General features: G+C 71.5%; 20 protein-coding genes. 16 read left to right on the top strand and 4 right to left on the bottom strand.

The window, feature by feature from the left end; translation table 11 throughout:
* Positions 1–65: 65 nt before the first annotated feature.
* Positions 66–725: a potassium channel family protein gene (locus ACQP2O_RS38315; protein ID WP_433173906.1), complete on the bottom strand. Its 660-nt coding sequence runs from the start codon at positions 723–725 to the stop codon at positions 66–68.
* Positions 725–1,393 (bottom strand): potassium channel family protein, encoded by a 669-nt coding sequence (locus ACQP2O_RS38310; RefSeq protein ID WP_433173904.1) that lies wholly within the window; start codon positions 1,391–1,393, stop codon positions 725–727. The genes ACQP2O_RS38315 and ACQP2O_RS38310 overlap by 1 nt, the downstream gene beginning before the upstream one ends.
* A 171-nt stretch (positions 1,394–1,564) precedes the next feature.
* Here ACQP2O_RS38310 and ACQP2O_RS38305 point away from each other — a divergent pair, with 171 nt between their 5' ends.
* The 5 genes from ACQP2O_RS38305 (at position 1,565) to ACQP2O_RS38285 (ending at position 6,305) form a co-directional block, all read left to right on the top strand.
* Positions 1,565–3,604: an APC family permease gene (locus ACQP2O_RS38305; RefSeq protein WP_433173902.1), complete on the top strand. Its 2,040-nt coding sequence runs from the start codon at positions 1,565–1,567 to the stop codon at positions 3,602–3,604.
* Positions 3,591–4,886 (top strand): class I SAM-dependent RNA methyltransferase, encoded by a 1,296-nt coding sequence (locus ACQP2O_RS38300; RefSeq protein ID WP_433173900.1) that lies wholly within the window; start codon positions 3,591–3,593, stop codon positions 4,884–4,886. Before ACQP2O_RS38305 ends, ACQP2O_RS38300 begins: the two co-directional genes overlap by 14 nt.
* A gap of 146 nt (positions 4,887–5,032) precedes the next feature.
* Entirely contained in the window at positions 5,033–5,311 is a 279-nt protein-coding gene (locus ACQP2O_RS38295) for a hypothetical protein (protein WP_433173898.1), read from the top strand.
* On the top strand, positions 5,308–5,718 hold the full coding sequence (locus tag ACQP2O_RS38290; RefSeq protein WP_433173895.1) for a PaaI family thioesterase: 411 nt from the start codon (positions 5,308–5,310) through the stop codon (positions 5,716–5,718). Before ACQP2O_RS38295 ends, ACQP2O_RS38290 begins: the two co-directional genes overlap by 4 nt.
* A 215-nt stretch (positions 5,719–5,933) precedes the next feature.
* Positions 5,934–6,305, top strand: a complete 372-nt coding sequence (locus ACQP2O_RS38285; RefSeq protein ID WP_433173893.1) for a hypothetical protein — start codon at positions 5,934–5,936, stop codon at positions 6,303–6,305.
* A 27-nt stretch (positions 6,306–6,332) separates the two neighbouring features.
* On the opposite strand, the gene ACQP2O_RS38280 is transcribed toward ACQP2O_RS38285, so the two are convergent.
* A complete protein-coding gene (locus ACQP2O_RS38280; protein ID WP_433173891.1) occupies positions 6,333–6,551 on the bottom strand; it encodes a hypothetical protein in 219 nt (72 codons plus the stop codon).
* Between the two features lie 195 nt (positions 6,552–6,746).
* Here ACQP2O_RS38280 and ACQP2O_RS38275 point away from each other — a divergent pair, with 195 nt between their 5' ends.
* The 6 genes from ACQP2O_RS38275 to ACQP2O_RS38250 all read left to right on the top strand — a co-directional run bounded on the left by ACQP2O_RS38275 (position 6,747) and on the right by ACQP2O_RS38250 (position 16,895).
* Positions 6,747–8,660: a hypothetical protein gene (locus ACQP2O_RS38275; protein WP_433173890.1), complete on the top strand. Its 1,914-nt coding sequence runs from the start codon at positions 6,747–6,749 to the stop codon at positions 8,658–8,660.
* A 35-nt stretch (positions 8,661–8,695) separates the two neighbouring features.
* Complete coding sequence (locus tag ACQP2O_RS38270; protein WP_433191285.1) at positions 8,696–9,625, top strand: LLM class F420-dependent oxidoreductase; 930 nt, start codon at positions 8,696–8,698, stop codon at positions 9,623–9,625.
* 67 nt (positions 9,626–9,692) lie between these two features.
* Positions 9,693–11,420, top strand: a complete 1,728-nt coding sequence (locus tag ACQP2O_RS38265) for a serine/threonine-protein kinase (protein ID WP_433173888.1) — start codon at positions 9,693–9,695, stop codon at positions 11,418–11,420.
* A gap of 124 nt (positions 11,421–11,544) precedes the next feature.
* Complete coding sequence (locus ACQP2O_RS38260; protein WP_433173886.1) at positions 11,545–12,978, top strand: 3' terminal RNA ribose 2'-O-methyltransferase Hen1; 1,434 nt, start codon at positions 11,545–11,547, stop codon at positions 12,976–12,978.
* Positions 12,975–15,587, top strand: coding sequence for a polynucleotide kinase-phosphatase (locus tag ACQP2O_RS38255; protein WP_433173884.1), 2,613 nt, complete (start codon positions 12,975–12,977; stop codon positions 15,585–15,587). The genes ACQP2O_RS38260 and ACQP2O_RS38255 overlap by 4 nt, the downstream gene beginning before the upstream one ends.
* Positions 15,588–15,734: 147 nt before the next feature.
* Entirely contained in the window at positions 15,735–16,895 is a 1,161-nt protein-coding gene (locus ACQP2O_RS38250) for a GDSL-type esterase/lipase family protein (RefSeq protein ID WP_433173882.1), read from the top strand.
* Positions 16,896–17,038: 143 nt separating this feature from the next.
* On the opposite strand, the gene gndA is transcribed toward ACQP2O_RS38250, so the two are convergent.
* Positions 17,039–18,463, bottom strand: coding sequence for an NADP-dependent phosphogluconate dehydrogenase (gndA, locus tag ACQP2O_RS38245; protein WP_433173880.1), 1,425 nt, complete (start codon positions 18,461–18,463; stop codon positions 17,039–17,041).
* A gap of 916 nt (positions 18,464–19,379) precedes the next feature.
* On the opposite strand from gndA, the gene ACQP2O_RS38240 reads away from it, so the two are divergent.
* The 5 genes from ACQP2O_RS38240 (at position 19,380) to ACQP2O_RS38220 (ending at position 26,035) form a co-directional block, all read left to right on the top strand.
* Positions 19,380–20,429, top strand: coding sequence for a sugar ABC transporter substrate-binding protein (locus ACQP2O_RS38240; protein WP_433173878.1), 1,050 nt, complete (start codon positions 19,380–19,382; stop codon positions 20,427–20,429).
* A gap of 63 nt (positions 20,430–20,492) precedes the next feature.
* The gene (locus ACQP2O_RS38235) at positions 20,493–21,278 is read left to right on the top strand and encodes an ATP-binding cassette domain-containing protein (protein WP_360890642.1); all 786 of its coding nucleotides are present in this window, start codon (positions 20,493–20,495) and stop codon (positions 21,276–21,278) included.
* Between the two features lie 9 nt (positions 21,279–21,287).
* On the top strand, positions 21,288–22,607 hold the full coding sequence (locus ACQP2O_RS38230; protein WP_433173875.1) for a sugar ABC transporter permease: 1,320 nt from the start codon (positions 21,288–21,290) through the stop codon (positions 22,605–22,607).
* A gap of 16 nt (positions 22,608–22,623) precedes the next feature.
* On the top strand, positions 22,624–23,829 hold the full coding sequence (locus ACQP2O_RS38225) for an ROK family transcriptional regulator (RefSeq protein ID WP_433173873.1): 1,206 nt from the start codon (positions 22,624–22,626) through the stop codon (positions 23,827–23,829).
* Positions 23,830–24,040: 211 nt separating this feature from the next.
* Positions 24,041–26,035, top strand: coding sequence for a hypothetical protein (locus tag ACQP2O_RS38220; protein ID WP_433173871.1), 1,995 nt, complete (start codon positions 24,041–24,043; stop codon positions 26,033–26,035).
* The last annotated feature ends 90 nt before the right edge of the window (positions 26,036–26,125 follow it).

Below are 26,125 nucleotides of genomic sequence, written 5' to 3'. Positions count from 1 at the left end.
ACGCGCCGACGGTGCGCCGCAGGAGAGTGTCCGGCGGCGCGCGCGTCGGTGCGGCGACGGCGAGGTCAGTGCGCCGACAGCAGATCGCCGAGCTCGTCCTCGACGTCCTGGCTGGCGACGAACATCAGCTCGTCCCCGGCCTCCAGGGTGTCGTCCGGGGTCGGCACCAGCACCCGGCCCTCCCGCAGGATCGCCACCAGCGCCGTGTCGCGCGGCCAGATCACCGAGCCGACCAGCTGACCGGCCAGCGGCGCGTCGTCGGGCAGGGTCAGCTCGACGAGGTTCGCCTCGCCCTGCCGGAAGGTCATCAGCCGGACCAGGTCACCGACGCTGACCGCCTCCTCGACCAGCGCGGACAGCAGGCGCGGCGTGGAGACCGCGACGTCGACGCCCCAGGACTCGTTGAAGAGCCATTCGTTCTTGGGGTGGTTGATCCGCGCGACGACGCGGGGCACGCCGTACTCGGTCTTGGCCAGCAGCGACACGACGAGGTTGACCTTGTCGTCGCCGCTCGCCGCGACGACGACGTGACAGCGCTCCAGCCCGGCGTCGTCGAGCGAGGCGATCTCGCAGGCGTCCGCGAGCAGCCACTCGGCGCGCGGCACCGCCTCGACCTTGATCGACCGGGGGTTCTTGTCGATGAGCAGGACCTCGTGGCCGTTCTCCAGGAGCTCCTGGGCGATGGAGCGGCCCACGGCGCCCGCTCCGGCGATGGCGACCCGCATTAATCCACCCTCTGCTCGGGCCGCTGGGACACGGCGTCGTTGATACGTTCGATGTCGCCGGAGGCCGCCATCACGTGGACGACGTCGCCGTCCTGGATGACGGTGTCACCGGTGGGCACCAGCGCCTCGCCCATGCGGGACAGGTACGCCACGCGGGTCTTCGCGGCCTCCTCCAGCGCCGAGACCTTCGCGCCGATCCACTTGGGATCCGTCTGCACCTCGGCGAGCACGACCTCGCCGGTCGGGTCGCGCCACAGCGACGACACGCCCTCGGGCAGCAGCCGCCGGATCATCTGGTCGGCGGTCCAGCGGACGGTCGCCACGGTCGGGATGCCGAGCCGCTGGTAGACCTCTGCCCGCCGCGGGTCGTAGATGCGCGCGACGACGTTCTCCACGCCGAAGGTCTCGCGGGCGACCCGGGCCGAGATGATGTTGGAGTTGTCACCGCTGCTGACGGCGACGAAAGCGGAGGCCTGCTCGATCCCGGCCTCGACGAGCACGTCGCGGTCGAACCCGAACCCGGTGATCCGGCGCCCCTTGAAGCCCCCGCGCAGGCGGCGGAAGGCCTCGGGGCTCTGATCGATGATGGCCACGGTGTGGCCTTTGTCCTCCAGGATGTGGGCGAGGGTCGATCCCACTCGCCCGCAACCCATGATCACGATATGCACGGTCGTCCTTCCCAGCGCCGGTGCCGTCCGCTTGGCTCCCCTTGACCTGATGAAACCTACACAGGCCAGGGTGTCCAGAGCACTTCCTGACCCGTCTTAAGGGCGGCACTTGCATTCATCCCCCGGGCGAGGTGGATCTCACGGTTCCGGGAGCGACTAGCCTTACGTGTCGTGTCGAAGGCTCCCGACCTCGTCAAGAGGCTCCTGCTCGGCCGGGCGCTCCGCAGCGCCCAGCAACACGAGCAGACACTTCCTAAGACGATCGCCCTCCCGGTGTTCGCCAGTGACGCGCTGTCGTCCGTGGCCTACGCGCCCCAGGAGATCCTGATCGCCCTCGGCCTCGCGGGGCTGGCGACGTACCACTTCACGCCGTGGGTGGCGGGGGCGGTCATCGTCATCCTGGTCACCGTCGTGGCCTCCTACCGGCAGAACGTCCGGGCCTACACCAGCGGCGGCGGCGACTTCGAGGTCGCCACCACCAACCTCGGCAGCAACTCCGGCATCGTGGTGGCCAGCGCGCTGCTGGTCGACTACGTGCTGACCGTCGCGGTCTCCGTCTCCTCCGGGATCGAGAACCTCGGTGCGCTGCTCCACTTCATCCAGCCGCACCAGGTCCTCGCGGCCGTCACGGTCGTCGCCATCTTGACGATCATGAACCTGCGGGGCATCCGGGAGTCCGGCGTCGCCTTCGCGATCCCGACGTACCTGTTCATGGCCGGCGTCTTCGGCATGCTGCTCTGGGGCTTCACACGGCTGGCGTTCGGCGCGCACCTGGAGGCCGAGACCGCCCATCTGACGGTCAAGGGGCCCCAGGTCGGCATCGGCGGCTTCGCACTCGTCTTCCTGCTGCTGCGCGCGTTCTCCTCCGGCTGTGCCGCGCTGACCGGCGTCGAGGCGATCAGCAACGGCGTGCCCGCGTTCCGGCCGCCCAAGGGCAAGAACGCCGCGACCACGCTGCTGCTGCTCGGCACCGTCGCCGCCTCCATGTTCGGCGGCATCGTCGCGCTCGCCTACATCACCAAGGCCAAGTTCGCCGATCCCGGCGTGAACACTCACCTGGTCAACGCCGCGGGCAAGGACGTCTCCGACCAGGACCCGGTGATCGCGCAGGTCGCCCACACGGTGTTCAGCAACTTCACGCCCGGGTTCGCCTACGTCACGGTGATGACCGCCCTCATCCTGGTCCTCGCGGCCAACACCGCCTTCAACGGCTTCCCGGTGCTCGGCTCGGTGCTCGCGCAGAACCGCTACCTGCCCCGCCAGCTGCACACCCGCGGCGACCGGCTCGCCTTCAGCAACGGCATCATCATCCTCGGCGCGATGGCGGGCCTGCTGATCTACGCGTACGACGCCTCGGTGACGTCGCTGATCCAGCTCTACATCGTCGGCGTGTTCGTGTCCTTCACGGTCAGCCAGACCGGCATGGTGCGCCACTGGAACCGCCTGCTGCGGACCGAGACCGACCCCGCCGCGCGCCGCCGGATGAAGACCTCCCGGGCCATCAACACCTTCGGCGGGTGCGTCACCGGCATCGTCCTCGTCGTCGTGCTCGTCACCAAGTTCCTGCTCGGCGCGTGGATCGCCTGTGTCGCGATGGGCGTCCTGTTCGTCATGATGCGGGGCATCCGGCGGCACTACGACCGGGTTGCCGCCGAGCTCGAGGCCACCGGCGAGGACGTCGCCCTGCCCTCCCGCAACCACGCCATCGTCCTCGTGTCCAAGATCCACCGCCCGACGATGCGGGCGCTGGCGTACGCGCGGGCCACCCGCCCCTCGACCCTCGAGGCGATCACCGTCGCGGTCGACCCCGAGGAGTCGCAGAAGCTCCAGGAGGAGTGGCTCGCGCGCGAGCTCACCGTGCCGCTGAAGATCCTCGACTCGCCCTACCGCGAGATCACCCGGCCCATCCTGGAGTACGTCAAGAGCGTCCGCCGGCGCAGCCCGCGCGACGTCGTGACCGTCTTCCTGCCGGAGTACGTCGTCGGCCGCTGGTGGGAGCATCTGCTGCACAACCAGAGCGCGCTGCGGCTCAAGACGCGCCTGCTGTTCCAGCCCGGCGTGATGGTGACGAGCGTGCCCTGGCAGCTCGCCTCGTCCGACCGTCTCAAGGGCCGGCAGGAGCCGCCGGCCCCCGGTTCCGTGCGCCGACCGTACGGCCCAGAGCAAGAAGTCGAATCGGAGGGGACCCGTGCCGCCGGTGGAATCGTCTGAGCTGATCGAACTCCAGATCGGAGCGGTCGCCAACGGCGGCTGGTGCGTGGCCCGGCACGAAGGGCGCGTCGTGTTCGTCCGGCACACCCTGCCGGGCGAGCGCGTCCTGGCCCGCGTGACCCAGGAGACCAAGCACTTCCTGCGCGCCGACGCCGTGGAGATCCTCGAGGCGTCTCCCGACCGGGTGCAGGCGCCCTGCCCGTTCGCCGGCCCCGGCCGCTGCGGGGGCTGCGACTGGCAGCACGCCTCCCTGCCCGCGCAGCGCCTCCTCAAGGCCGAGGTCGTCAAGGAGCAGCTCCGCCGGCTGGCCGGCGTCGAGCGCGACGTCGTCGTCGAGGAGGTGCCCGGCGCCCCCGACGGGCTCGGCTGGCGCACGCGCGTGCAGTTCGCGGTCCGCAGGGACGGCGTCGTCGGCCTGCGCAAGCACCGCTCGCACCAGGTCGAGCCGATCGACGAGTGCCTGATCGCGCACCCGCAGGTCGAGGTGCTCGGCATCGAACGCAAGCGCTGGCCCGGCGCGACCGGAGTCGAGGCCGTCGCGTCCGCCGGCACCGGCGACCGCCTCGCGGTCCTGTCCTCCAAGGGCCGGGTCCGCGTTCCCCGCATGGACGCCCCGGTACGCCTCGTCGGCGGCAGGCCGGACCGGCACGACCGCAAGGACCGGTCGAACCGGCCGAACAAGCCGGAGCGGCCGCCCTTCGTCCGGGAGGACGTCGCCGGACGGCTGTGGCAGGTCAGCGGCAGCGGATTCTGGCAGGTCCATCCCGGCGCCGCCGAGACCCTCGCCGAGGCGGTCGTCGACGCTCTGGAGCCCCGGAAGACCGACATCGCCGTCGACCTGTACTGCGGCGCGGGCCTGTTCGCGGGCGTGCTCGGAGAGGCCATCGGCCCGAGCGGCCTCGTGGTCGGGATCGAGTCGGACGCCCAGGCCGTGCGCGACGCCCGGTTCAACCTCCGCGACCTCCCGCATGTCTCCGTGGAGCGGGGCGACGTCGAGACCGTCCTGCAGGAGATCCGGTTCGGCAAGGGAGAATCCACTCTGAACCGCGCCGACCTCGTCGTCCTGGACCCGCCGCGTACGGGCGCCGGCCGCGACGTCGTCAAGCGTGTCGCCGAGCTCGCCGGCCGCCGGATCGCCTACGTCTCGTGCGACCCCGCCACGCTGGCCCGTGACCTGGCCTTCTTCTCCGAACACGGCTGGACACTGTCCGGACTCCGCGCTTTCGACGCCTTCCCGATGACCCACCACGTGGAGTGCGTCGCGACGCTGGTCAGAGGCTGATCCGGCCGGCGGCGAGCTGCCACGGCGACGGATGGAAGGAACGGCACCAGACGTCGCCGGACCGCGTGGTGTGGCCGCAGCCGGACACTCAGAACTCACCGTCCGGTAGCTCCTGTAACGCCAACCGGGCGATGGGAGGTGTGACAATGCGGACCATGGAGCGCATCCGGCTTGACGACGGTGTCGTCGTCCACAAATGCTTGATCGCCCAGGGTGAAGACGGCTCGTGGTGGGCGCTCCACGACAGAGCGATCATGTGCTCTGACGACCGTGACGCGCTGCTTCTCCAGGTGGCCGCCGCGACCGGATGGCCGCCGAATCTCGATGACCTGCGGGGTCGTCTCGACCGGGCCATCGCGCGCGCCTTGCGTGAGCGTGCGGAGGATGAGGTGCTGAACGTCCGCCGGGAGATGATGGCGCCATGACGTTGAGCGCCGCTGACGGCAACGCGATCCTCAAGGACAATTTCGCCCCGTGGGTGCAGGACCTCGGCCTGGTCGTCGAGGAGATCGGCGACCGGTACGCGGTGCTGCGCCTGCCCTGGTCGTCGCGGCTGGCGCGGGAGGGCGGTTCGCTGTCGGGCCAGGCGCTGATGGCCGCGGCCGACACGGCGACCGTGATCGCGGTGTCGGCGGCGCGCGGGGCGTGCGTGCCCATGACCACGGTGCAGCAGTCCAGCACCTTCCAGCGCCCGGTGGTGGACACGGACGTGCTCGTCGCGGCGCGGCTCACCAAGATCGGTCGCACGATGGCCTTCGCGGACATCGAGATGACCGCGGACGGAGCCGTCGCCGCCCGCGCGAGCACCGTGTACGCCCTCCTCGACCGATGACCCGTCGGCGCGTCGACCGCCGAGGATCATGAAATTCCGCGACCAACTTCGCCGATTATTGCCGAGTTATGGCTGTTCGGAAGTGCGGCGAGGTCGGAGAAAGGCCAGTGCGAGCGCCCCGGTTGGAGGAAGCTGGCAGAGGGAGACCTGGCCGGTCACCGCCCGTCTCGGGCCGGTGGTGGCCAGGGACCGGGTGGTGCCGAAGGGGGGATCCGGTGAACGACGAGACCGTCGGCGACGGGGCGTTCCAGGGCATCGTGATGCCCTGTCAGATGTGCCTCGGCAGCGGCGAGCTGGTCACCCTGCAGAAGGACCCCGCCCTGCTCCGGAAAGGCGACTGCCCGCAGTGCGACGGGACCGGGCACATCCGCATCCGCTGCACCCGCGACGAGGTCGACGAGGTCATCCGCAGCCTGCCGCCCAGCCGCCTGCTGGTCGCCGTCCGGCAGGCCCTCACCGGCGTCGGACTGTGCCCCGTGTGCTTCGGATGCGGGGTCCTCGCGTCGGTCGAGTGGGACGAGGACCAGGTCCCCGTGCGCTACCTCGAGGCCGCCTGCCCGGCCTGCGAGGACCGCATGGGGCTGTGAGCCGTTACGCGGCGCCGTCGCGGCTCCTCAGGGGGACGCGGGCGGGTTCTGTGCCGTCGTCGCCGGGGGCGCCAGCTCCGGCCGGTGAGTGTGCGGGGCGAAATAGCCGGCGACGGCGGACAGGAGCGTGGTCGCCGCCGCGACGACCTCCGGGGGGACGTCGACGTGGGAGAGGTGCAGGATCCAGACGACGATCGTCACGAGGGCGCCGGCGATCGCGGCCGCGGTCACCTTCTTCTCAAGCACGGTCGGCTCCTTCACGTGGGGGGCTGATCGGAAACTATCTCCGTGTGTCCCGGCCGTTCAGGATCTCTGCGTGATCGCCCAGGTTTTTACCATCACGCTTTGTGACGACACGCCGACACGCTGCTAGGAGCCCTCCCGGGGGTCGGTTACAACGGGTCGTTGTCAAACCATCCGAGCACGTCACGGGGGACAACGATGATCGACTTCTCTGGCCGCGCCACGCGTGCCGGAACCCGGGGCATCGCGGCGGCGGCGGTCGTTTCGTGCTTTACGGTCATGCCGCAGCTCGCGTCTCACGAAACCGCGAACGCAGATGGGCCGGGGGGCTCGGCGTCGCGTACGCACGACCATCGGCCGGCGGGCCGGGAGCACGACGCCCGGCAGGGCGGGCGGGAGCACGACGCCCGGCAGGGCGGGCGGGAGGACGTCCGGCCAGGCGCGCGGGAGCACGACGTGCGCACCGGCGGAAAAGAGAACGACGGCCGGACCGGCGCGGGGAACGAGGCCGACCACCAGTCGGCGCCGGAACGGGATCACGGCGCCTCGGGCCGGGAACAGCAACACCGGCCGGCGGGCGTGGAGCGCGACCGCAACGGGCGGCGCCTCCCGCCGCGTACGCGGATCATCTTCGACACGCAGGCGCCGCAGGGACCCGTCGTGCCCGGCCGGACCTACAGCTGGCCGTACTCCGTCACCAACACCGGATCCGCGCCGGCCAAGAACGTCACGTTCACCACGAGGCCGAACCGCCACCTCAAGGTGGTCGCCACGCCGGAGAAGTGCCACTGGCGAGGCGGCAAGGACCTGATCTGCGACATCGGAGTCGTCCCCGGCGGGGGGACGAAGCGCGGCACGCTGACCGCGACGGTCGACCCGAACGCGCCGAACGGGCGGCCGCTGACCAGCCCGGCCAAGATCTCGTGGCAGGGGCGTCCCGGGTCCACGGCGCGAGAGGCGGCGTTTCCGCCCGTGAAGGCGTCGCGGCCCACCGACCTGGCGGTCACCGACAGTGCTCTTCCGGAGGTCGTACGGCCCGGGAGCGAGGTGCCGTACGAGATCTCGGTGACCAATGAAGGCCCCGTGACCGCCGAGGCCGTCGTGGTCCGGAGCTCCGTGGCGGGCGACCTGCTCGGCTCGCCCTGCGGTTCCCCGCTCGGTCCCGTGCAGACCCTCGCGGGGAAGATCGCGCCGCTGAAGCCCGCCGTTCCGGCGTGCGGGATCACGCAGGACAAGCCGCTGCGGACCGCGGAGGAGACACACGCGGACTCGCCGTGCGCGACGCAGGCCGCACCTCCCTGCGCGGCGCCGAACTCCGCGGCCGGGCATGCCTGCGGCGCGTGCGCGGGCGCACAGGCTCCGGCGGCGGGGCAGGCCTGTGGTGCGTGCGGGGGCGTGCGGCCCCCGGCGGGGCAGGCCTGTGGTGCGTGCGCAGGTGCGCGGCCTCCGGCGGCAGGGCAGTCCTGTGGCGCCTGCGCGGCGCAGCACGAGACCGCCCCGCCGGCGTGTGGCGCCGCCGTCCAGGGCACGCCGTGCGGTTCGTCGCCGGCACGGGTCGCGGTCGCGCCCGGCAAGGCCGACGCGGTCGGGGCCGAGAGCGGGATCCACCGCAGCGGTCCGGAGTCGCCGGTCGGCCCCGGGACCAAGGTCGACTCACCGACCCGGTCTGAAGGCAACGCGGAGGCCCCGGGCGGCGACACGCCCATCGTCATCGGCAAGGACCGGAACCACTGCGTCACCCAGGGCGCCGGCTTCATCTGCCCGCTCGGTTCGATTCCGCCGGGGAAGACCCGCACGCTCCGGCTGGCCGTCCGCGGCCGGCCGCACGCCCACCCCGGCAGGTTCCGCTGCGTCAGCACGGTGGGCTCCGGAACGCCCGACGAGAACCCACGGAACAACAGCGTGGCGTGCCACACGCGCAACGCCCGGCCGATCCCCGCGCGACCCGTGAGCGGCCGGCCTGTGGGCAGCCGGCCTGTGGGCGGCCACCGCCTGCCCCACACCGGCTTCCCCTACGGGACGGTCGCGCTGGGCGGTCTCGGGCTGGCCGGCGCGGGGCTGCTCCTTCTCCGGATCGGTCGCCGGCGGAGCGAAGAAGGTCAGATCCGGTAGTGCGGGGGCGGCGGCGGAGTAGCAGGATGGAAGACATGCTTCTGCGGATCTTCACAGAGCCCCAGCAGGGGGCGAGCTACGACACCCTGCTTCGCGTCGCCAAGGCCACGGAGGAGTACGGCTTCGATGCGTTCTTCCGCTCGGACCACTACGTGAAGATGGGGGACGTCGGCGGTCTGCCGGGCCCGTCGGACGCCTGGATCACCCTGGCCGGGCTGGCCCGGGAGACCCGGCGGATCCGTCTCGGCACGCTCGTGACCGCCGCGACCTTCCGGCTGCCCGGTCCGCTGGCCATCTCCGTCGCGAACGTCGACCAGATGAGCGGAGGACGCGTCGAGCTGGGCCTGGGCACGGGGTGGTTCGAGGAGGAGCACACCGCGTACGGCATCCCGTTCCCCAGCCTGGCCGAGCGGTTCGACCGGCTGGAGGAGCAGCTGCGGATCGTGACGGGGCTGTGGGAGACCCCGACCGGCAAGACCTTCTCGTTCGAGGGGAATCACTACCGGCTGGCCGAGTCTCCCGCGCTGCCGAAGCCGGCGCAGCAGCCCCACCCGCCGGTGATCATCGGCGGGGCCGGCGCCAAGCGCACGCCGCGGCTGGCCGCGCGCTACGCCGACGAGTACAACGTGCCGTTCCACCGGCTGGAGGACACCCGCTCGGCGTACGAGCGCGTGCGCGCGGCGTGTGAGCACGGCGGCCGGTCCTGCCAGTCGATGACCTTCTCGGCCGCGCAGGTCGTGTGCTGCGGCCGGGACGAGGCGGAGCTCGCGCGGCGGGCCGACGCGATCGGCCGCAAGGTCGACGAACTGCGGGAGAACGGCCTGGCGGGCACGCCCGCCGAGCTGGTCGACAAGATCGGGAAGTTCCAGGAGATCGGTGCCGAGCGGATGTACCTCCAGGTGCTTGATCTCGACGACCTGGATCACCTCGAGCTCATCGCGAACGAGGTCCTCCCGCAGGTCTGACCGCCTCGCCTCGTTGATCGTCCGGGACCTGTGGGTCCCGGACGATCTTCTGCGGCAGAATCCCGGCATGCCATCCGCGCAGCCGTTGAACTCCCAGGATCCCGCCGCCGTCGGCGGTTACCGACTGATCGGCCGCCTGGGCGCCGGCGGTCAGGGAGTGGTCTTCCTCGGCGAGTCGCCGTCGGGCGAGCGGGTGGCGGTCAAGCTCCTGCGGTTCGGCGGCGACGCGCGCGAGCGGCGTTACTTCGTCAAGGAACTGGCCGCCGCGCGGAAGGTCGACCCGTTCTGTACGGCGCGGATCCTCGACGCCGACGTCGAGGGCGACCTGCCGTACATCGTCAGCGAGTTCATCGACGGGCCGTCGCTGCGCCAGGTCGTCCGCGAGGACGGGCCGCTGCGCGGCTCGGCACTGCACCGCCTCGCGATCGGCACGGCGACCGCTCTCGTCGCCATCCATCAGGCGGACGTCGTCCACCGTGATTTCAAGCCCGCCAACGTCCTGCTGGGCCCCGACGGTCCGCGGGTGATCGACTTCGGCGTGGCACACGTCGTCGACGCCACCATCAGCGGCCACGTCACCGGCACACCCGCCTTCATGGCGCCCGAACAGCTGCGGAACGAGCCGCCGGGACGGGCGACGGACATGTTCGCCTGGGGCGGGACGATCGTGTACGCCGCGACGGGCCGGGCACCGTTCGGCGAGGACCATCTCGGCGCGGTGGTCAGCCGGATCCAGCACGTGCCGCCGGACCTCGGCGACCTCGACGGGCCGTTGCGGGAGATCGCGGCGGCCTGCCTGGACAAGGACCCCGCCCGGCGGCCGTCGGCGCGGCAGGCACTGTCCTGGCTGCTCGGCGAGGAGGTCCCGCGGTCGCCCGGCGACGAGGGCTCGCGGTCGCCGGGCGAGGAGCACCTGCTGTCGCTGAGCGAGGAAGGCCCGCGGTCGCCCAGCGACGAGGGCCGGCGGTCGCCCGGCCAGCAGGACCGGCGTTCGCCCGGCGGGGAGCGCGCGGCGGGCGAGGCCCTCCCCTGGGATCCGCGCCGCCGCACGGAGGAGGCGGCCCTCGACGCCACGATGTCTGTCACGGCACCAGGCCCCGCCCCGACCGACCGGTCCGGGCGGGAGGAGGGCGGGTGGTCGGCCGTCGCGGGGGCGACGCCACCGCGTCGGCGTCGGACGCTGCTCGCCGCCGGTTCCGCCGTGGTCTGCGTGGCCGCTCTGGCGGTCGCCGCCGCGACCCTTCTCCCGGGGAGGTTCCGTCCCGGCCGTGCCCGGACCTCGCCCTCACCGACGCCCGCGGCGAACCTCACCTGGTTCGACACGCTCGGCCTGCCGCTGCGCACCGGCTGGACCGTCGCCGACACCGGCACCGGACGGCACGTGCTGACCCGGCCGTGCGCGAAGCCGAAGGAGGGCTTCTTCGAGACGACGTGCACCGGGTTCTGGGTCATGGGCCCGAAGCAGATCAGCCGCGCGTCGGAAGGCTTCGGCGCTTACCAGGCGGGACGCCGGATGTACTATCCGTCGTCCGGCGCCGAGCCGTGCCCGGGCCTGCCGAGCGCCTTCATCGTCACGCCGCAGAAGCCGCGCTTCACCGAGTCGCGTCAGATCGGCGGGCGCCCGGCGACGTACAGCGAGTACGTCGTCGACTGCGTCGACCAGGCGAATCCCCAAGAGACGGTCAACGGATACACCGAGCGCGAGTGGTATGTCGCCGATCGGCAGGTCCTCATCGTCGACGTCGACGCCGACCCGGACATCCCGGGCGTCATCGCCAAGGCGTCCTGGCGCTGAACGGGCGTTGACTCTGATCGAACAGGGCGTTTCGCCGAGTCGCGCGGCCGTCACGATCGGAAGAACGCCCGGGCTTGGGAAAACCGGTGGGGGATATGCCACGACATCCGGAACACTGTGCCGTGTGCTGCTGACGATCACTACGACCGCGCGCCCGGCCACCGACCTCGGGTACCTGCTGGTCAAGCATCCCGAACGCGTGCAGGCGTTCGAGCAGTCCTTCGGCACGGCGCACGTGTTCTACCCCGACGCGTCGCCCGACACGTGCACGGCGGCGCTGCTCCTGGACGTCGACCCGATCAAGCTGGCCAAGGCCCGCAAGACGCCGGACCTCTCGCTCGGCCAGTACGTCAACGACCGGCCGTACGCCGCGTCCTCCCTCCTGGCCTCGGCGATGGCGAACGTCTTCCGGACCGCGATGCGCGGCGCCAGCCGCGACCGTGCGGAGCTGGCGGCCACGCCGATCCCACTGACGATCACGCTGCCGGCGCTGCCCTGTCGTGGCGGCCCGGACGCCGCCAGGCGGCTGTTCGAGCCGCTCGGCTGGCGGGTGGAGGCGCGGCCGGTCCCGCTCGACCCGGAGTTCCCGCAGTGGGGTGACTCGCGCTACGTGACGCTGACGCTCGAGGGCGAGCTGCGGCTCTGCGACGCACTCAACCAGGTGTACGTCCTACTGCCCGTCCTCGACGACGCGAAGCACTACTGGATCGCCTCCGACGAGGTCGACAAGCTGATCCGGGCGGGGGAGGGCTGGCTGGCGGCCCACCCGGAGCGCGGCCGCATCACCCGCCGCTACTTGGCGAACCGGCGGGGCCTCGTCCGTACGGCCCTGGCCCGGCTCGCCGACGCCGACGACGCGCCGGACGACGCGCTCGACCGCGACCCGATCGACGAGGAGCCGCCCCCGGTCGATCCGACGGCCGCCGAGCCGGGTGACGCCGAGCCGGAGCGCGCGGCGGCCGTCCCGCCGGTGCCGCTCGCCGAGCGCCGGATCCAGGCGGTGCTCGACACCCTGCGGGCCGAGGGGGCGCACACGGTCATCGACCTCGGCTGCGGCTCCGGAAAACTGCTGTCCCGCCTGCTGCAGGACCCGTACTTCCACTTCGTGACCGGCACGGACGTCTCACCACGGGCGATCATGATGGCCCAGCGGCGACTCGCCCGCCTGCCGCGTCAGCAGGAGGAGCGCCTCAACCTGTTCACCGGCGCGCTCACGTACGCCGACGACCGATTCCACGGCCACGACGCGGGGGTGCTGATGGAGGTCATCGAGCACGTGGACGTGCCGCGGCTGCCTGCCGTCGAACGCGTCGTGTTCGGCGACGCGCGGCTCCGCGTCGTGGTCGTCACGACCCCGAACGCCGAGTACAACGTGCGCTATGAGGAGCTCACCGGCTTCCGGCACCCGGACCACCGGTTCGAGTGGACCAGGGGAGAGTTCCGGGAGTGGGCGGAGAAGGTCGCCCGGACGTACGGCTACCAGGTCCGGTACGTCCCGGTCGGCGACGAGGATGGTGAGGTCGGCCCGCCGACCCAGATGGGGGTGTTCATCCGATGACGGAGCTCAAGATCCCGGAGATGGCGCTCGTCGTGCTGGTCGGCGTGTCGGGCTCCGGCAAGTCGTACTTCGCGCGCCGCCACTTCGCCCCGACGCAGGTCGTCTCGTCCGACTACTGCCGGGCGGTCGTCTCCGACGACGAGAACGACCAGTCGGCCACCGCCGACGCCTTCGACCTGCTGCACCACATCGTGCGGACCCGTCTGCGGCGCGGCCTGCTCACGGTCGTCGACGCGACGAACGTCCAGCCGCGCTCCCGCGAGCAGCTCGTGCGGATCGCCAAGGAGCACGACGTGCTCGCCGTAGCGATCGTGCTGGACGTCCCCGAGTCGGTCGCGATGGAGCGCAACGCCGCACGGGCCGACCGCGACCTGCCGGACCACGTCGTTCCCCGGCAGCGCCGGGAGCTGCGGCGTGGCCTGCGCGCGCTGAGTCGGGAGTTCAAGCGCTCGTACGTGCTGGGCGGCGAGGAGATCGACCAGGCGGTCGTCACGTACGAGAAGCCGTGGCCGGACCGGCGGCACCTGACCGGCCCGTTCGACCTGATCGGCGACGTGCACGGCTGCCGGGCCGAGCTGGAGGACCTCCTCACCGCGCTCGGCTACGCCGTCGAGCGCGACCCGCTCGGCCGTCCCGTGGGCGCCGCGCACCCCGAGGGCCGTACCGCGGTGTTCCTCGGCGACCTCGTCGACCGCGGGCCGGACACCCCTGGCGTGCTCCGCCTGGCCATGGGCATGGTCGCCGCCGGGACCGCGCTGTGCGTCCCCGGCAACCACGAGAACAAGCTCGTACGCGCCCTCAAGGGCCGCCGGGTCACGGTCGGCCACGGGCTCGCGGAGTCGCTCGACCAGCTCGCGAACGAGCCGGAGGAGTTCCGCGCGGAGGCGCTGGCGTTCATGGACGGCCTGGTCAGCCACCTCGTCCTCGACGGAGGACGCCTCGTCGTCGCGCACGCGGGGCTGAAGGAGGCCTACCAGGGGCGGGCGTCGGGTCGCGTACGGTCGTTCGCCCTGTACGGGGAGACGACGGGGGAGACGGACGAGTACGGCCTGCCGGTGCGCTACCCGTGGGCGAACGACTACCGGGGCGCGGCCATGGTCGTGTACGGGCACACGCCCGTGCCCGAGCCGGAGTGGATCAACAACACGCTCTGCGTCGACACCGGCTGCGTCTTCGGCGGCCGGCTGACCGCGCTGCGCTACCCGGAGAAGGAGCTCGTCGCGGTCCCGGCCCGTCAGGTCTGGTACGAGCCGGTCCGCCCGCTCGTGGACGAGGCCACGCCCTCCGGGGCGCACCGGGAGTCCGGTGTGCTGCGGGTCACCGACGTCCAGGAAGCGGTCGAGACCCGGCTGATGGGACGCGTCAACGTCCGGGACGACAACGTCTGGCCGGCGTTGGAGGTCATGAGCCGGTTCGGGGTCGACCCCCGCTGGCTGGTGTACCTGCCGCCGACGATGGCGCCCACGCCCACCTCCGCGCTCGACGGCTTCCTCGAGCACCCGGCCGAGGCGTTCGAGGCCTACCGGAGGCAGGGCGTCACGCGGGTGGTGTGCGAGGAGAAGCACATGGGCTCGCGGGCCGTCGTGGTCGTCGCCCGGGACGCCGCGACCGCCGCCGGCCGCTTCGGCGTCGACGACGGCACCACGGGAGCGGTCTACACGCGGACCGGCCGGCCCTTCTTCCCGGACCCGGCGACCACGGAGGAGTTCCTGGAGCGGGTCCGTACGGCCGCCGGGGGCCTGTTCGAGGAGCTCGAGACCGGGTGGCTCGTGCTCGACTGCGAGCTCATGCCGTGGTCGGCCAAGGCCGTCGAACTGCTGCGCACGCAGTACGCCGCGACCGGCGCCGCCGCCCGGGCCGCCCTGCCGATGGCCGTCGACGTCCTGGACCGGGCCGTCGCGCGCGGCCTGGACGTGGGGGCGCTGCGCGACCGCGTCGCGCGCCGCTCCGTGAACGCGGAGCTGTTCCGGGACGCGTACGCGCGCTACTGCTGGCCCACGGAGGGGCTGAAGGGGCTGCGCCTGGCGCCGTTCCAGGTGCTGGCCGGGGAAGGCCGCTCCCACGCCGAACGGGACCACCTCTGGCACCTGGCGACCGCCGACCGGCTGGCCGCCGCCGACGGGGAACTGTTCGCGGCGACGCGGTCGTACGTCCTCGACCTGTCCGGTGACGAGTCCGGCGCGATCGCCTGGTGGACGGGGCTGACCGCGGCCGGCGGCGAGGGCATGGTCGTCAAGCCGCTGCCGCCGGACGGGGACGGTGGCCCTGTGCCGGTCGGCCGGGACGCGGGCGACGGAGCGGGGCGTGTGGGCGATGGTCCGGCGCCGACCGGCCCGGACGGGCAGCGCCGCCTCGTACAGCCCGGCCTGAAGTGCCGTGGGCGGGAGTACCTGCGGATCATCTACGGGCCGGACTACACCGAGCCGGAGCACCTGGACCGGCTGCGGCAGCGGTCACTGGGCCGCAAGCGGTCGCTCGCCATGCGGGAGTACGCCCTCGGCCTGGAGGCCCTCGACCGGCTGGCCGCCGGAGAGCCCCTGTGGCGGGTGCACCAGGCGGTGTTCGGCGTGCTCGCCCTGGAGTCCGAGCCGGTGGACCCGCGCCTGTGACCAGGTTCCGATGAGCGATGCGCCGCCCGCGGGCCGACGGTGATCCGTCCCGCGGGCGGCGTCTCGAGATCGATCTTCCGCCGGGCGCGCTGAGGTCGTACGTTCGACGGGACCGCTTCCCGCGGCCCGGAGACGAAAGGTCGATCCATGGCACCTGCCGACGTCCCTCTGCTCGACGGCCCCGTTGACATCCGAGGCGCGCTCGACCTGGAACGCACCAAGGCCGGGCTGCGGCCCTGGCGGCTGCCGAGCTGGACGAGGCCGCAGTTCCCGACCCCGTTCTGCGAGAACGTGGTGGCCCAGCCGTCCGGCGTGCGCATGGTCTTCGGCACCGAGGCGACGGCACTGGACCTCGACGTGCTCATCACCAAGACGATGGACGTGGCCGCCGGCGAGGTGCGGCCCGGCGGCGTGTTCGAGCTTGTCGTCGACGGCACGCCGGCCCAGCGGGTCGCCACCCCGGACGGCAAGGTGCTGGTGCTCGACCCGGCCGGGGTGAAGCCGCCCGAGATCCAGCCGGGAGAGCCCGCCACCGTACGCTTCGGGCCGCTGCCGCCCGGGCACAAGCAGGTGGAGATCTGGCTGCCCCAGAACGCCCAGGTCGAGCTGATCGCGCTGCGCGCCGACGGGCCGGTGAGCCCGCCGGAGCCGGACCCCCGGCCGCGCTGGGTGCACCACGGGAGCTCGATCAGCCACTGCGGGGAGGCCGACAGCCCGTTGGGCACCTGGCCCGTCGTAGCCTCGCGCGCCGCCGACGTGAACGTCCTGAACCTCGGGTTCAGCGGGAACGCGATGCTCGACCCGTTCACCGCCCGGACGATCCGTGACCTGCCCGCCGACTGGATCAGCCTCAAACTCGGCATCAACGTCGTCAACGCCGACGCGATGCGGCTGCGGGCCTTCGAACCGGCGGTCCACGGGTTCCTCGACACCGTACGGGAGGGGCACCCGGACACCCCGCTGCTGGTGATCTCGCCGATCCTGTGCCCGATGGTCGAGGACCGGCCGGGCCCGACCCTCCCCGTCGTGGAGGACGGCGTCCTGCGCTTCGACGCGGCAGGCGACCCGGCGCAACTGGCCGCGGGCGCGCTGAGCCTCTCGGTGATCCGGGACGCCCTGCGCCGGATCGTCGCCCAGCGCTCGGCCACGGACCCGAACCTGCACTACCTGGACGGCCGGGAGCTGTTCGGTGAGTCGGACCTCGCCGACCTGCCCGACGCGCTGCATCCCAACGCCGCCGGGTACCGCCGGATGGGGGAGCGCTTCGCCAAGCTGGCCTTCGCTGACAACGGCCCGTTCGCCCGCTGACGCGCGCCCGCCGGCTCGCGAGATGCTCGCCGAGCCGGCCGTTGGGTGACGCCGGGCGCCGAGGTCGGCCGGTCGTCACCCGCGCCGCTGACCGTCACCCGGCCGCCGGCGTCCACGTGGGCGCCGGCGGCCGGTCGATCCGCTCAGTCGGCGGACACCTCGCGGCCGTCCTCCGACCAGAGGGTGTGGAAGACGCCGTCCCGATCGTTGCGCCGGTAGGTGTGCGCGCCGAAGTAGTCGCGCAGACCCTGGATCAGCGAGGCCGGGCCGCTCTCGCGGCGGAAGCCGTCGTAGTAGGCCAGCGCCGAGGAGAACGCCGGCGTGGGCACGCCCAGCTCCACCGCCGTGCGCACGACCCGGCGCCAGGCGTCCTGGGCGCCCGCGACGGCGTCCCGGAAGTAGTCGTCGAGCAGGAGGTTCGACAGCTCCGGGTCGCGGTCGTACGCGTCCTTGATCCGGTTGAGGAACTGCGCCCGGATGATGCAGCCGCCCCGCCAGATCGTCGCGAGCGTGCCCGGCTCGACGTCCCAGCCGTACTCGTCGGACGCGGCGCGGATCTGCTCGAAACCCTGGGCGTAGGCGACGACCTTCGAGGCGTACAGCGCGTCGCGCACCGCGTCGACGAAGTCCGCGTCGACCTGTCCGCCTGCCGGGCCCGGCAGGATCTTCGACGCCTTGGTCCGTTCGTCCTTGCGTGCGGACAGCGCCCGCGCGAACACCGCCTCGGTGATCGCGGTGACGGGAACGCCGAGCTCCAGGGCCGACTGGGCGGTCCAGCGGCCGGTGCCCTTCTGCTCCGCCTGGTCGAGGATGACGTCCACGAGCGGCTTGCCGGTCGCCGCGTCGGTCTGCGCGAGCACCTTCGCGGTGATCTCGATGAGGAACGACTCGAGGTCGCCTTCGTTCCACTGGTCGAAGACCTGCGCGATCTCCGGGGCGCTCAGCCCGGCGGCGTGCGTGAGCAGGTCGTACGCCTCGGCGATCAGCTGCATGTCGGCGTACTCGATGCCGTTGTGCGCCATCTTGACGTAGTGGCCGGCGCCGTCCGGGCCGATGTAGGCGCAGCACGGGGTGCCGTCCACCTGCGCCGCGATGGCGGTGAGGATCTGCTCGACGGGCTCGTACGCCTCGCGCGGGCCGCCCGGCATGATGCTGGGCCCGAGCAGGGCGCCCTCCTCGCCGCCGGAGATCCCGGCGCCGACGAAGTGGAGGTCGTGCTCGGCGAGCTCGGCGACGCGCCGCCGGGTGTCCGCGTAGTGCGAGTTGCCGCCGTCGATGATGATGTCACCGGCGTCGAGCAGCGGGATGAGGTCCTTGATCACGGCGTCGACGGGCGCGCCCGCCTTGACCATGATGATGATCCGGCGGGGCCGGTCGAGTGCGGCGACGAACTCCTCGAGGGAGTAGGCGGGCGTGAAGTCGCCCTCGCCTCCGTGGTGTTCGATGAGCTGCTTGGTGCGGCTCTCGGTCCGATTGTGCACGGCCACCGGGAACCCGTGGCGCGCGATGTTGCGCGCGAGGTTCTGGCCCATGACGGCGAGCCCGGTGACACCGATCTGGCTACCCATGAAGACGACACTAGCCAGCGCGGTCGGCCGGGGTCTCGGAGGGCTCGGCCGCGCGTCGGCGGCGGGCGCGGCCGCCGGCGACGCGCGGGACGCCTCCCTCATCTCGACGTCCGGTCGGTGGTTCGATTCGGCGCTCGTTCATTCGGATGAATCGGCCGCCCGTATTGCCGGATTCCATCCGCCTTCGCGGGGAGGGGACGGCAAGGAGTCGACCCTGATTCAGAACGTTTTCAATGGTCGCTCCCGTTGCCGCGGCCACGCTTCGTAGCGTTTTCTCGGCAACCCTTTTCCCGGCGTTGTGCCGGCTCGGCCTTCTTGACCGATAAAGCCCTTGGTGGCGGCCGTGGAGGCGCCGCTCCCCATGCCCGCTTCCGCCCGCCGATTCCGGGCCTGGCCATTTTTGTTTCGGTCCTTTTCGGCGCCACGGGGTGCCGTTCGCGATCATGAAACACCTTTCGGTATCCGAGTGGCGGTCGGGTGGTCGCTCGATGAACGGCACGTTACGGCCCCGGTCGAGCACATTCGTGCTGCGTCCGGTAGGGGCTGGATGCTCAATTTCGACCGCACGATCAGGGACTCTGGGCCCATCACCCCGCCGGGTCGCCGCCGCCCTCTGGCGGCCGCGCGCCGAGGCGACGGCCGCTGTGCGAGAGTCAAGATCATCTTTTCGGGGGCTGTCGGGGCTTGTGGGGGCTCGAGGTGATCGAGACGCCTATGCGTAGCTTTGTGACTTCTTAGCGTTATGTGACGACCAGATTTCGATGTCGTAACCGTCAGATTTCTCCGGCTTCCTCCCTCTATACGAACTGCTGAGCACGGAATACGTTGTGCGGCCAAACAAACGTTCCTGGGGACCTCCGAAGAAGGTGTCGACGTGATCTTGAAGCGCACGGCATGTATCGCTGCGATCGCGGCCATGGCGACCGCCGGCCTCGCTGCCTGCGGTAGCAACAGCGACAGCGGCAAGAAGTCCGGTGGCACGAGCAAGTCGAAGGTCGGCAAGATCGGCGTGATCCTGCCGGACACGAAGTCCTCCGTCCGCTGGGAGAGCTTCGACAAGCCGCTGCTGGACCAGGCGTTCACGCAGGCCGGCATTCCGCACATCATTCAGAACGCCCAGGGCGACAAGCAGCAGATGCAGTCCATCGCGGACCAGATGCTGACGCAGGGCGTGACGATGCTCGCGATCGTCAACCTCGACTCCAACTCCGGCGCGGCGATCGAGAGCAAGGCCAAGCAGCAGGGCGTCCAGACGATCGACTACGACCGTCTCACGCTCGGCGGCTCCGCCGACTACTACGTGTCCTTCGACGGCGTCGAGGTCGGCCGGGTCCAGGGCCAGGGCCTGCAGAAGTGCCTGGGCAACAAGAAGGCGAACATCGCCTACCTCAACGGCTCGCCGACCGACAACAACGCCACCCTCTTCAAGCAGGGCGCGCACGAGGTCCTCGACAAGGTGACCGACTACAAGAAGGTCGCCGAGCAGGACGTGCCGGACTGGGACAACCAGCAGGCCGTCACCATCTTCGAGCAGATGTACACCCAGCAGAACGGCAAGATCGACGGCGTCCTCGCCGCCAACGACGGCCTCGGCAACGCCGCGGTGTCCGTCCTGAAGAAGAACAACGTCGCGGGCAAGGTGCCCGTGACGGGTCAGGACGCCACTCCGCAGGGCCTGCAGAACGTCCTCGACGGCACGCAGTGCATGACCGTCTACAAGCCGATCAAGCAGGAGGCCGACGGCCTCATCCAGGTCGTCACCGCCCTGTCCAAGGGCCAGAAGCCGCAGACCAACGGCACCTCCAACGACCCGCAGGGCAAGCGGCAGGTGCCGTCGATCCTGCTCAAGCCGATCGGCATCTTCAAGGACAACGTGAAGCAGGTCGTCGACGACGGCTTCGTCAAGAAGGACGAGCTGTGCAAGGGCGCCTACGCCGCGAAGTGCAAGGCGGCCGGAATCCAGTGAGTGCGGAGGGGCGCCCGGGTCTCGCCCGGGCGCCCCTTTCCGCCTCCCGAGGGAGTGCGAGCGTTGTCTGAGAACGGAAACCCCACCCTCGAACTGGTGGGGATCAACAAGAGCTTCGGAGCCGTCCACGTGCTCCACGACGTCGACTTCGCGGTCTATCCGGGACAGGTGACCGCGCTCGTCGGCGACAACGGTGCCGGCAAGTCGACCCTGATCAAGTGCATCGCCGGCATCCACCCGACCGACTCCGGCCGGTTCATGTTCGACGGCCGGCCGGTGAACATCCACGGTCCCAAGGACGCCGCCGGGCTCGGAATCGAGATCGTCTACCAGGACCTCGCGCTGGCCGACAACCTGGACATCGCGCAGAACATGTTCCTCGGCCGCGAGCGCACGAGGGGCGTCGTCCTGGACGAGGCGTCCATGGAACAGGCGGCCCGCGAGACGCTGGCCAAGCTGTCGGTGCGCACCGTCAAGTCGGTCCGCCAGCAGGTCGCGAGCCTGTCCGGCGGTCAGCGGCAGACCGTGGCGATCGCCAAGGCCGTGCTGTGGGAGTCCAAGGTCGTGATCCTGGACGAGCCGACCGCGGCGCTCGGCGTCGCGCAGACCCGGCAGGTCCTCGACCTCGTCCGCCGGCTCGCCGAGACCGGGCACGGGGTCGTGCTGATCTCGCACAACATGAACGACGTCTTCGAGGTGGCGGACCGGATCACCGCCCTCTACCTCGGCCGCGTCGCCGCCGATGTCAAACGGTCCGACGTCACGCACAGCCAGGTGGTCGAGCTCATCACCACCGGGCGATCCGGCGATCTGGGCCTGGCGCCCTCGACCGCCGCAGAGAGCATCTGAGGTTCCACGATGTCCACCGATACACCCGAGCCGAACATCGTCGAGCCGGCGCCGGGCTCCGCGCGGACCGCGGTGCCCACGCTCGCCGACACCGACTTCTCCGTAGACACCCGCGAACAGACGGTCGCGAGCGCGGTCAACGGCTACCTCGTCAAGCTGCGCACCGGCGACCTCGGGGCCCTGCCCGCCATCCTCGGGCTGGCCGTCCTGATCATCTTCTTCTACGTCCTGCGCCCGGAGACCTTCCTCAGCGCCCGGAACATCGCGAACCTCCTCGTCCAGGCCATGCCGGTGACGATCCTCGCGATGGGCCTGATCTTCGTGCTGCTACTGGGCGAGATCGACCTGTCGGCCGGTGTCGCCAGCGGCGCGTGCGCGGCGGTCATGGCCAAGCTGCTGATCGACGGCGGCCAGAACTGGGCCGTCGCCGTGCTCGCCGCGGCGGTCACCGGCGTCGCCATCGGCGCCTTCATCGGCGCGCTCGTCGCCGTGGTCCGCATCCCGTCCTTCGTCGTGACGCTGGCGCTGTTCCTGGGCCTCCAGGGCATCGCGCTGAAGCTGATCGGCCAGGGTGGAACGGTCCCCGTCCACGACAAGGTCATCTACGCGGTGGCCAACAAGTACATGCCGGTGTGGCTGGGCTGGACCGTCGCGGCGGTGTGCGTCGTCGGGTACGCCGCGATCCAGCTGCTGCGGCATCAGCGGCAGACGGCCAAGGGACTGTCCCGGCGCCCGTTCGCCCTGGTCGCCGTCCAGGTGGTCCTGGTCGCGATCGCGCTGCTCGGCGGCGCGTACGTGCTCAACCTGAACCGGGCGGCCAACCCGAACGGCGCCCTGTTCTTCGGCGGCGTCCCGTGGGGCGTTCCGCTCGTGGCCGTCCTGCTGATCGTCTGCACGTTCGTCCTCGCCCGTACGCGCTACGGACGGCACGTGTACGCGGTCGGCGGCAACGCCGAGGCGGCGCGACGCGCGGGCATCAACGTCAACGCGATCCGGCTGTCGGTGTTCGTCATCGGCTCGGTACTGGCGGCGATCAGCGGCATCGTCGCGGCGTCCCGCCTGAACTCCGTCACTCCGGACGCCGGTGCGGGCAACACCCTGCTGTACGCGGTGGGCGCCGCGGTCATCGGCGGCACGAGCCTGTTCGGCGGAAGGGGCAAGGCGCAGGACGCGGTCCTCGGCGGCCTCGTCATCGCGACCATCATCAACGGCCTCGGCCTGCTCGGCGCCGACGCCTACCTCAACTACATCGTCACGGGCGGGTTCCTGCTCCTCGCCGCGAGCATCGACGCTCTGGCCAGGCGGCGGCGCTCCGCGACCGGCCGCTGAGCGCCGGAGCGGTCTCGTGACACGCCGGCGCATCCGCGGGTCGACGCAGGACGACGTACGCCGTCACAACCTGGGCACGATCCTCACCGAGGTGCATCGGCACGGCTGCCGGTCCCGGGCCGAGCTCACCGCCGAGATGGGGCTCAACCGCAGCACGATCGGCGACCTGGTCGCCGAGCTGGTCGAGGCCGGTCTCGTCCTCGAGCGTTCCGCGAGCGCTCGGGGACGGGCCGGCCGGCCCTCGCTGGAGGTCGTGCCCTGTCCCGACGCGGCGTACGTCCTCGCCGTCGACCTGGGCGTGAAGCACCTTGTGGTGGCGCGGGTCGGGCTCGGCGGCGACGTGCTCGACCGGGTCGAGGCCGACTCCGGCCGGGACTGGAGCGAGCTCGACGCGACGGTCGACGCGATCGTCGAGGCCTGCCGTCGCCTGCGCGTCGGAGCGCCGGACGGCGCCCGCTGCGTCGGCGTCGGCCTGTCCGTGCCCGGCGTCGTACGCCTGGAGGACGGGCTGCTGAGGTTCGCGCCGAACCTCGGCTGGATCGACCTGCCCCTCGGGGCGCGGCTGGGGGAGCGGCTGGACCTGCCGGCGTTCCTGGCCAACGACGCCGACCTGGGCGCGCTCGCCGAGCACTGGCGCGGCACCGCGGTCGGATACGACCACGTCGTCGTGATCTCCGGCGAGATCGGCATCGGCGGCGGAATCCTCGTCGGCGGGCGGCCTCTGCGTGGCCGCGGCGGGTACGCGGGCGAGATCGGGCACCTGCGCGTCAACCCGGACGGCCGTCCCTGCCGGTGCGGGTCCGTCGGCTGCCTGGAGACCGAAGCCGGCGTCGAGGCGCTGCTGAGCGCCGCCGGCCGGCCGGTCGACGGCGGTCTGCGGGCCTACCGTGAGGTGCTCGCCCAGGTCACCGCCGGTGAGCCGACGGCCATTGGAGCCGCCGCCCAGATCGCCCGGTGGCTCGGAGCGGGCGTCGGCATGCTCGTGAACACCTTCAACCCGGACATCGTCGTCCTCAGCGGTCCGCTCGGCGAACTGTTCGCCGTCACCGAGGACGTCGTGCGGAAGACCGTCGCCCGATCGTCCCTGGTCGCCCCGCACGAGCAGGTACGGCTGGCGGTCTCCGGCCTCGGTACGGACGCCCAGGTCATCGGCGCCGCCGAACTCGCCTTCGGGCCTCTCCTGGAGGACCCGATCGGCGTCCTCACCCGCCTGGCCGCCTGAGAACGGGCACAGGAGTCAGCCGCCGCGCTCGTTGTGGTCGACGGCGCGCCCCCGCACGAAGAGGTACGGCCGGCGATCTTGACGTGATCACGTCACCCGGCTTCCATGGTCACGGCATGGTCGGACGCGGTTCGAAATATCGAACGATTGGCCGGCGCGTCCGCCATGTCGCTGTTCGCCCCGAGCTTCGGGGCCGAGTGATGGGAGTCCGATGGGACGCTGGAAACGATCGGTTCGGCGAGGGCCGCTGGCGGCGCTCGCCCTCGCGGCGACACTGGTCACCGGCCTGGCCGTGCCCGCCACCGCGCAGACCGATCCACAGAAGATCACCGTCGACCCGGCGGCGCCGGGCCGTGTGTACGAGGGCGTCGGCGCCATCAGCGGTGGCGGCGGCACCTCACGTTTGATCGTCGACTATCCCGAACGTCAGCGCCGCCAGATCCTCGACTACCTGTTCAAGCCCGGGTACGGGGCGTCGCTCGACATCCTCAAGGTCGAGATCGGCAGCGACACCGACTCCAGCAACGGGGCGGAGCCGAGCCACGCGCGCGTTCCCGGCGAGGTGAACTGCGACCGCGGCTACGAGTGGTGGCTGATGAGCGAGGCGAAGAAGCGCAACCCCGCCATCAAGCTGTACGGCCTCGAGTGGGGCGCGCCCGGATGGTTCCACGGCGGGTTCTGGTCGCAGGACAACATCGCGTACCTGACCGACTGGCTCGGGTGCGCCCGGCGGCACCACCTCAGCATCGACTACCTCGGCGGCTGGAACGAGAAGGGCTGGGACAAGCAGTGGTACGTCGACCTGCGGGCCGCGCTGAACCGCACGGGATACGGCCGCGTCAAGCTGGTCGCCGCCGATAACGCGGGCTGGCAGGTCGCCACCGACCTGAAGAACGACGCGGCCTTCAACGCGGCCGTCGACGTCGTCGGCATCCACTACCCGTGCAGCGCGGTGCACTGCTCCAGCTCCGCCGACGCCATCGGCCTCGGCAAGCCGATCTTCGCCAGCGAGTCCGGGTGGAACGACTACCTGACCGGCGCGCCCCGGCTCGCGTCCGAGATCAACCACGAGTACGTCGACGGGCGCATGACGGCGTTCATCAACTGGCCCGCCGCGTACGGCTGGTATCCGACCGTCCAGTACGCGGGCAGCGGCTTCCTGCGGGCCAACGAACCCTGGTCGGGCCACTACGAGCTCGGCCCGACGCTGTGGACGGTCGCCCAGACCTCGCAGTTCGCGCGTCCCGGCTGGCGCTACCTCGACTCCGCGAGCGGATACCTCGACGGCGGCGGCACGTACGTGACGCTGCGCTCGCCCGCCGCCCGGCCCGACTACACCACGGTCGTCGAGACCACCGCCGCGACCGGACCGCAGACGATCACCGTGAGCCCGGCGAGAGGGCTCTCCCGGGGACGGCTGCACGTGTGGTCCACCGAGCTGTCCTCGGCCGATCCCGCGACGTGGCTCGCCCGGGGCGACGACCTGCGGGCGGACGCCGACGGCTCCTACCAGATCACCCTCGAGCCCGGCCGCGTCTACACGCTGACGACCCTCGGCGGAGGCGGCAAGGGATCCGCCGTCTCTCCGGCCGCGGCCGGCCTGTCGCTGCCCTTCACCGAGTCCTTCGACGGGTACCGGCGCGAAGCCACCCCCCGCTACTTCACCGACATGGAGGGCGCGTTCGAGGTGGCGAAGTGCGCCGGCGGGTCGCACCGTGGAAAGTGCCTGCGCCAGGTCATCACCACCCAGCCCAACAAGTGGACCAAGGTGCCCGCGCCGCTGACCCTGGTCGGTGACGCCGCCTGGACCGACTACGAGACGGGGACGGACGTCCTGCTCGAGCAGGCCGGCTCCGCAGAGCTGCTCGGCCGGATCGTCGGCCAGCTCGACCCGCGGAAGAAGCCCAACCTCGTCCTGTGGAAGGGCTACCACCTGAAGGTCGCCGACACGGGCGCGTGGTCGCTGTACGTCGTCCAGAACGACGGAACCACGCGGACCCTGGCCGGCGGTACGGTCGACGCCCTCGGCACCGGTCGATGGCACCGCCTGGCGCTGCGCTTCGAAGGCACGGCCGTGAGCGCGTTCGTCGACGGCCGGCAGGTCGCCGCCGTCACCGACGCGACGTTCGACCACGGCCAGTCGGGCCTGGCGCTCGACTCGTACGTGCCCGCGCAGTTCGACCGCTTCGCCGTCACGGCCCGCTGACGGCGCGGGCGGCAGGACCCGCGAGGGTCCTGCCGCCCGTTCTGTTCCGCAGAGTCCTTGAAGGGCCTGCGTTCTCTGCTGCGGGGTCCC

It is taken from the genome of Actinoallomurus sp. CA-150999 (genome assembly GCF_050942425.1).
Classification (GTDB): Bacteria; Actinomycetota; Actinomycetes; order Streptosporangiales; family Streptosporangiaceae; genus Actinoallomurus.
This window is presented reverse-complemented; position numbering and strand designations above follow the sequence as displayed.

Excerpts from the sequence above, each read along its gene's own strand:
- ACQP2O_RS38315 (WP_433173906.1), bottom strand. The coding sequence starts at position 725 with ATGCGGGTCGCCATCGCCGGAGCGGGCGCCGTGGGCCGCTCCATCGCC.
- ACQP2O_RS38295 (WP_433173898.1), top strand. The coding sequence starts at position 5,033 with ATGCGGACCATGGAGCGCATCCGGCTTGACGACGGTGTCGTCGTCCAC.
- ACQP2O_RS38290 (WP_433173895.1), top strand. The coding sequence starts at position 5,308 with ATGACGTTGAGCGCCGCTGACGGCAACGCGATCCTCAAGGACAATTTC.
- ACQP2O_RS38275 (WP_433173890.1), top strand. The coding sequence starts at position 6,747 with ATGATCGACTTCTCTGGCCGCGCCACGCGTGCCGGAACCCGGGGCATC.
- ACQP2O_RS38270 (WP_433191285.1), top strand. The coding sequence starts at position 8,696 with ATGCTTCTGCGGATCTTCACAGAGCCCCAGCAGGGGGCGAGCTACGAC.
- ACQP2O_RS38265 (WP_433173888.1), top strand. The coding sequence starts at position 9,693 with ATGCCATCCGCGCAGCCGTTGAACTCCCAGGATCCCGCCGCCGTCGGC.
- ACQP2O_RS38255 (WP_433173884.1), top strand. The coding sequence starts at position 12,975 with ATGACGGAGCTCAAGATCCCGGAGATGGCGCTCGTCGTGCTGGTCGGC.
- ACQP2O_RS38250 (WP_433173882.1), top strand. The coding sequence starts at position 15,735 with ATGGCACCTGCCGACGTCCCTCTGCTCGACGGCCCCGTTGACATCCGA.
- gndA (WP_433173880.1), bottom strand. The coding sequence starts at position 18,463 with ATGGGTAGCCAGATCGGTGTCACCGGGCTCGCCGTCATGGGCCAGAAC.
- ACQP2O_RS38240 (WP_433173878.1), top strand. The coding sequence starts at position 19,380 with ATGGCGACCGCCGGCCTCGCTGCCTGCGGTAGCAACAGCGACAGCGGC.
- ACQP2O_RS38230 (WP_433173875.1), top strand. The coding sequence starts at position 21,288 with ATGTCCACCGATACACCCGAGCCGAACATCGTCGAGCCGGCGCCGGGC.
- ACQP2O_RS38220 (WP_433173871.1), top strand. The coding sequence starts at position 24,041 with ATGGGACGCTGGAAACGATCGGTTCGGCGAGGGCCGCTGGCGGCGCTC.